This is a genomic window from Pseudorhodobacter sp. (genome assembly GCF_030452865.1).
Lineage (GTDB): Bacteria > Pseudomonadota > Alphaproteobacteria > Rhodobacterales > Rhodobacteraceae > Pseudorhodobacter.
The window spans coordinates 1-4,380 of sequence record NZ_JAKDLJ010000317.1 but is presented as its reverse complement, the minus strand read 5'-3'; the positions used below and the strand labels follow the sequence as shown (position 1 = coordinate 4,380).

The 4,380-nt window shown below is 59.8% G+C and carries 4 protein-coding genes and 1 pseudogene; 4 read left to right on the top strand and 1 reads right to left on the bottom strand.

Annotation, left to right across the window (positions count from 1 at the left end; genetic code table 11):
• Nucleotides 1-22: 22 nt before the first annotated feature.
• The 4 genes and pseudogenes from L0H65_RS15370 (at nt 23) to L0H65_RS15355 (ending at nt 3,460) form a co-directional block, all read left to right on the top strand.
• Nucleotides 23-1,164 (top strand): annotated as a pseudogene (locus tag L0H65_RS15370) (acyl-CoA dehydrogenase family protein).
• A complete protein-coding gene (locus tag L0H65_RS15365) occupies nt 1,161-2,183 on the top strand; it encodes an enoyl-CoA hydratase/isomerase family protein (protein WP_301459921.1) in 1,023 nt (340 codons plus the stop codon). Before L0H65_RS15370 ends, L0H65_RS15365 begins: the two are co-directional and overlap by 4 nt.
• A 12-nt stretch (nt 2,184-2,195) precedes the next feature.
• Entirely contained in the window at nt 2,196-3,068 is an 873-nt protein-coding gene (mmsB, locus tag L0H65_RS15360) for a 3-hydroxyisobutyrate dehydrogenase (RefSeq protein ID WP_301459919.1), read from the top strand.
• A 188-nt stretch (nt 3,069-3,256) separates the two neighbouring features.
• Nucleotides 3,257-3,460 (top strand): DUF2892 domain-containing protein, encoded by a 204-nt coding sequence (locus tag L0H65_RS15355; protein WP_301459918.1) that lies wholly within the window; start codon nt 3,257-3,259, stop codon nt 3,458-3,460.
• Nucleotides 3,461-3,480: 20 nt separating this feature from the next.
• On the opposite strand, the gene L0H65_RS15350 is transcribed toward L0H65_RS15355, so the two are convergent.
• On the bottom strand, nt 3,481-4,347 hold the full coding sequence (locus L0H65_RS15350; protein WP_301459917.1) for a DUF4105 domain-containing protein: 867 nt from the start codon (nt 4,345-4,347) through the stop codon (nt 3,481-3,483).
• Nucleotides 4,348-4,380: the final 33 nt, after the last annotated feature.

Genomic DNA, 4,380 nt, shown 5'->3' with positions numbered 1-4,380 from the left:
AATACTGATTGGCGGGGATTGCATGGACCTTTCGTTGAGCGAAGAGCGGCAAGCGGTATTTGAGATGGCCTACGGATTTGGCCGGGAAAACATCGCGCCTTTTGCGCAGGAGTGGGAAAAGGCCGGGGAAATTCCGAAATGCCTGTGGCCAGCGGTTGCTGCTCTTGGTTTGGCGGGGATCTATGTCTCAGAAGACCATGGCGGTTCCGGGCTGACGCGGCTGGATGCGACGCTGGTGTTTGAGGCTTTGGCGATGGCCTGCCCTTCGGTGGCGGCGTTTCTGTCGATCCACAATATGTGCGGCGGTATGATTGACAGGTTCGGCGATGGCGCGACCAAAGCGCGCTGGTTGCCAAAAATTTGCAGCATGGAAACCGTGTTTTCCTATTGCCTGACGGAGCCGGGGTCCGGGTCGGATGCGGCTGCGTTGAAGACACGGGCCGTCAAGAGCGATGACGGCTATCGGCTGACGGGTGCCAAGGCGTTCATTTCGGGTGGCGGCTATTCCGACGCCTATATCGTGATGAGCAGGACCGGCGCGGATGGTCCCAAGGGGATTTCGGCTTTGATCGTGGAGGATGGTGCGGCGGGGCTGTCTTTTGGCGGGTTGGAGGAGAAGATGGGCTGGCGTTCGCAGCCGACCCGCGCGGTACAGTTGGATGAATGTCTGGTGCCATTGGAGAATCTGCTGGGCGAGGAAGGACAAGGCTTCGCCTATGCGATGGCGGGCTTGGATGGTGGGCGGCTGAACATCGCGGCCTGCGCCTTGGGGGGGCGCAGGCGGCACTGGATGCGACCCTGACCTATATGGCGGAGCGCAAGGCCTTTGGCAAAAGCATTGACCAGTTTCAGGCGTTACAATTCCGCTTGGCTGATATGGAGGTGAAGCTCTGCTCGGCACGGGTGTTCCTCCGCCACGCCGCCGCAAAACTGGATGCGCAGGCGGCGGATGCGACGAAATTCTGCGCAATGGCAAAGCTTTATGTGACGGATGCCTGTTTTGAGGTCGCAAATGACTGCCTGCAACTGCATGGCGGCTATGGCTATCTCGCCGATTACGGCATTGAAAAGATCGTGCGGGATTTGCGGGTGCATCAGATTCTGGAAGGCACCAATGAGATCATGCGCGTGATCATCAGCCGTCAGATGTTGGCCGGGAGATGAGCGATATTGCCATTCGCGTTGAAGGTCATGTCGGACGGATCACGTTGACCCGACCACAGGCGCTGAACGCGCTGACCTATCAGATGTGTCTGGCGATTGATGCGGCATTGCTTCGGTGGTGCGATGATGTGCGTGTTGATCTGGTAATGATCGACGCGCAGGGCGATCGCGCGTTTTCGTCCGGCGGCGATATTGCCGAAATGTATGCGACCGGCAGGGCGGGCGATTTTGACTACGGGCGGCGGTTCTGGGCTGATGAGTACCGGATGAACGCGCGACTGAAGGAATTTCCCAAACCGACGCTCAGCTTTCTGCAAGGGTTTACGATGGGCGGCGGCGTTGGTGTCGGCTGCCATGCAGGTTTGCGGATTGTCGGAGAGACCGCGCAGATTGCGATGCCGGAATGTGGGATCGGGTTGATCCCCGATGTTGGCGGCTCGATGATCCTTGCACGCGCTCCGGGGGCGCTCGGGGAATACCTTGGGCTGACGGGTGCGCGCATGGGGCCGGCAGATGCGATCTGGGCCGGCTTCGCGGATGTCTTTGTGCCGGAGGCGGAATGGGAGTCGCTGAAAGCGCGGATCATTGCGGAGGGTAGTCTTGACGTTGTTCGGGGGGTGGCGCCGCCTTCGGGCGGGTTGCAGGCGTTGACACCGCAGATTGATGCGCATTTCAGCGCCGGGAACCTCGGCGATCTGATGTCATCCTTGCACGAAGATGCAAGCGGGTTTGCGGCGGCAACGCTGAAACTGCTTTCGAGGAACGCGCCGTTGTCGATGGCCTGCACCTTGGCAGTGTTGGCCGAATTGGGCGATGCACCGGATATTTGCCAGGCGCTGGCGATGGAATATCGCTTCACCTGGCGGGCGATGGAACATGCGGATTTCCTTGAGGGTATTCGCGCGGCAATCATCGACAGGGATCGCAAACCGCGCTGGCGACATGCGATAGCGGCGGTGCCTGCACAAGAGGTTTCCAGAATGCTCGCGCCTTTGGGTCCGAATGCACTGGTTTTTTGAAGGAGAGACGACATGAAAATCGGATTCATCGGATTGGGGAATATGGGCGGGCCGATGGCGGCGAATCTGGCGGCTGCGGGGCATCAGGTGCTGGGCTTTGACCTAACCGCGCCAATGCCCAAAGGCGTGACGAAAGCCGCATCGGCGGCGTCGGCGGCGAACGGCGTTGAGGTGGTGATCACCATGCTGCCGAACGGCGCGATCCTCCGCTCTGTCGCGGCAGAGGTGATCCCGGCGATGGCGCGCGGGGCGGTGCTGTGTGATTGCTCCACCGTCGATGTGGAAAGCGCGCGCGCCGTGGCGGATCAGGCAAAAGCGGCGGGACTGGGTGCATTGGATGCGCCAGTTTCTGGTGGTGTGGGTGGCGCAACCGCAGGGACGCTGACCTTCATGGTCGGCGGCGGCGATGCTGCCTTCGCCTACACCCGACCGCTGTTTGACATCATGGGGCAAAAGGCGGTGCATTGTGGCGCGGCAGGGGCCGGGCAATCGGCCAAAATCTGCAACAACATGATCCTTGGCGTCACCATGATCGTGACCTGTGAGGCTTTTGCTTTGGCCGACAAATTGGGCCTGGACCGGCAGAAGATGTTTGATGTCGTCTCCACCTCCTCCGGCTATAGCTGGGTGATGAACGCGTATTGCCCTGCCCCCGGTGTTGGGCCCAAAAGCCCGGCGGACAACGACTATGCCCCCGGTTTCGCCGCTGAATTGATGCTGAAAGACCTGCGGTTGAGCCAGCAAGCCGCCGAAGCGGTGGATGCCGATACCCCGATGGGACAAGCGGCTACAGCACTTTACACCCGCTTTGTGGAGGAGGAAGGCGGCAAAGGGCGCGACTTTTCCGCGATGCTGCCCCGGTTTGAAAATCGGCATCGCGACTGACGCGCTTTGGCCTGTGTCTGCCCGGGGTTGAGGGAAAACCAGATGAAGCGTCATGCGCAGATCATAGTTTACTGACGGGATGCAGTGCCTGCGACACTCAAACACTTGCAATTAATTGAATGTGTTTTATCCTCGCATGGCAGACTCGGAAGCGTCCCGGCCTCGGGCACAGACAGGAGGATTCAACGATGAAAACCAATGTTGGCGGGACGGACCGCATTTTGCGGGCGTTGATTGGTGTCGCGCTTGTCCTTGGCTTCTTTGCCCTGCCCGATCTGGGCTGGCGCTGGGTTTTGCCGGTGCTGGGTGCGGTCGCCATTTTCACCGCGATCCTGCGGACCTGCCCGCTCTATTCTATTCTTGGCTTGAACACCTGCCCGCTGAATAAATAAATCCGGGCACGGATGGGCTTTCATCTCGGCACCGTCCATTTTGCCCGTATTCGCGCCGAAAAGGCGTGGCTGTCGTCGCCCCCCGGTCCCTGTGGGCCAAGGGCTGCGCGTTTGCGCACTTCGGCCATGTCGTGACCTTTTGCCAAAACACCGAGTTCATGTAGGTATTCCGGCAACCGCCCCGGAAGCATCATCCGCCGATCCAGCGTCACCCGGTCGGAAAACTTGCGCACCATCATATAGGGAACCGTGGTGCAATTGGCGGTCAAGGTGTTGTACCACTTAGGGTTTTCCGCCAGATCGTTACCATAGTCGAGGAAGGCCATGAACAAGGCTTTCCGTTGCTCCGCAGCCAGATCAATCGGGTAAAGCGCAACCTGTTCGCCGCGCAAGTCTGTGCGAAGACGCACGATATCCCGTTCATCCGCCGCGATCAGAACCAGTTCATAAAGCCGAAAAAATCCGCCGAGGGTGGAATAGATCTCCCCCTTCTCCTTACGGGTTTCGGTGGAAAACACCACATGCTGACCATCCTCAAACCCGAAGCTGACCAGTGTATGCGCAATGTCCGGGTTGCCCCAGGTCGACAAGATCATGTCGACGGAAGTAATCCTGTCGGGATCTACGGTCAGATCATACCAGGCCGGAACCGCATCCGTCTCGGTCGTCCAGTCGAAATTGCGGATGTTGTGCAAACGCCACCCGTTCGCCACCGGTTCCGCTGTGACGCCGCGCGACACATCCGGCATCCAGTCGCGATCATTTCGTGGCGTGATACCGTACCACCAGCCGAAAAGTACCAGCGCGCAAAGCCCCATCCAACGCCAGACAGCGCGCCAGTTCCCTGCAATCGCCAGGGACACCATCCGCAGCGCAACCAGCGCCACCCCCCCCAGGCGACCTGCCGCAACGGCGGTTCA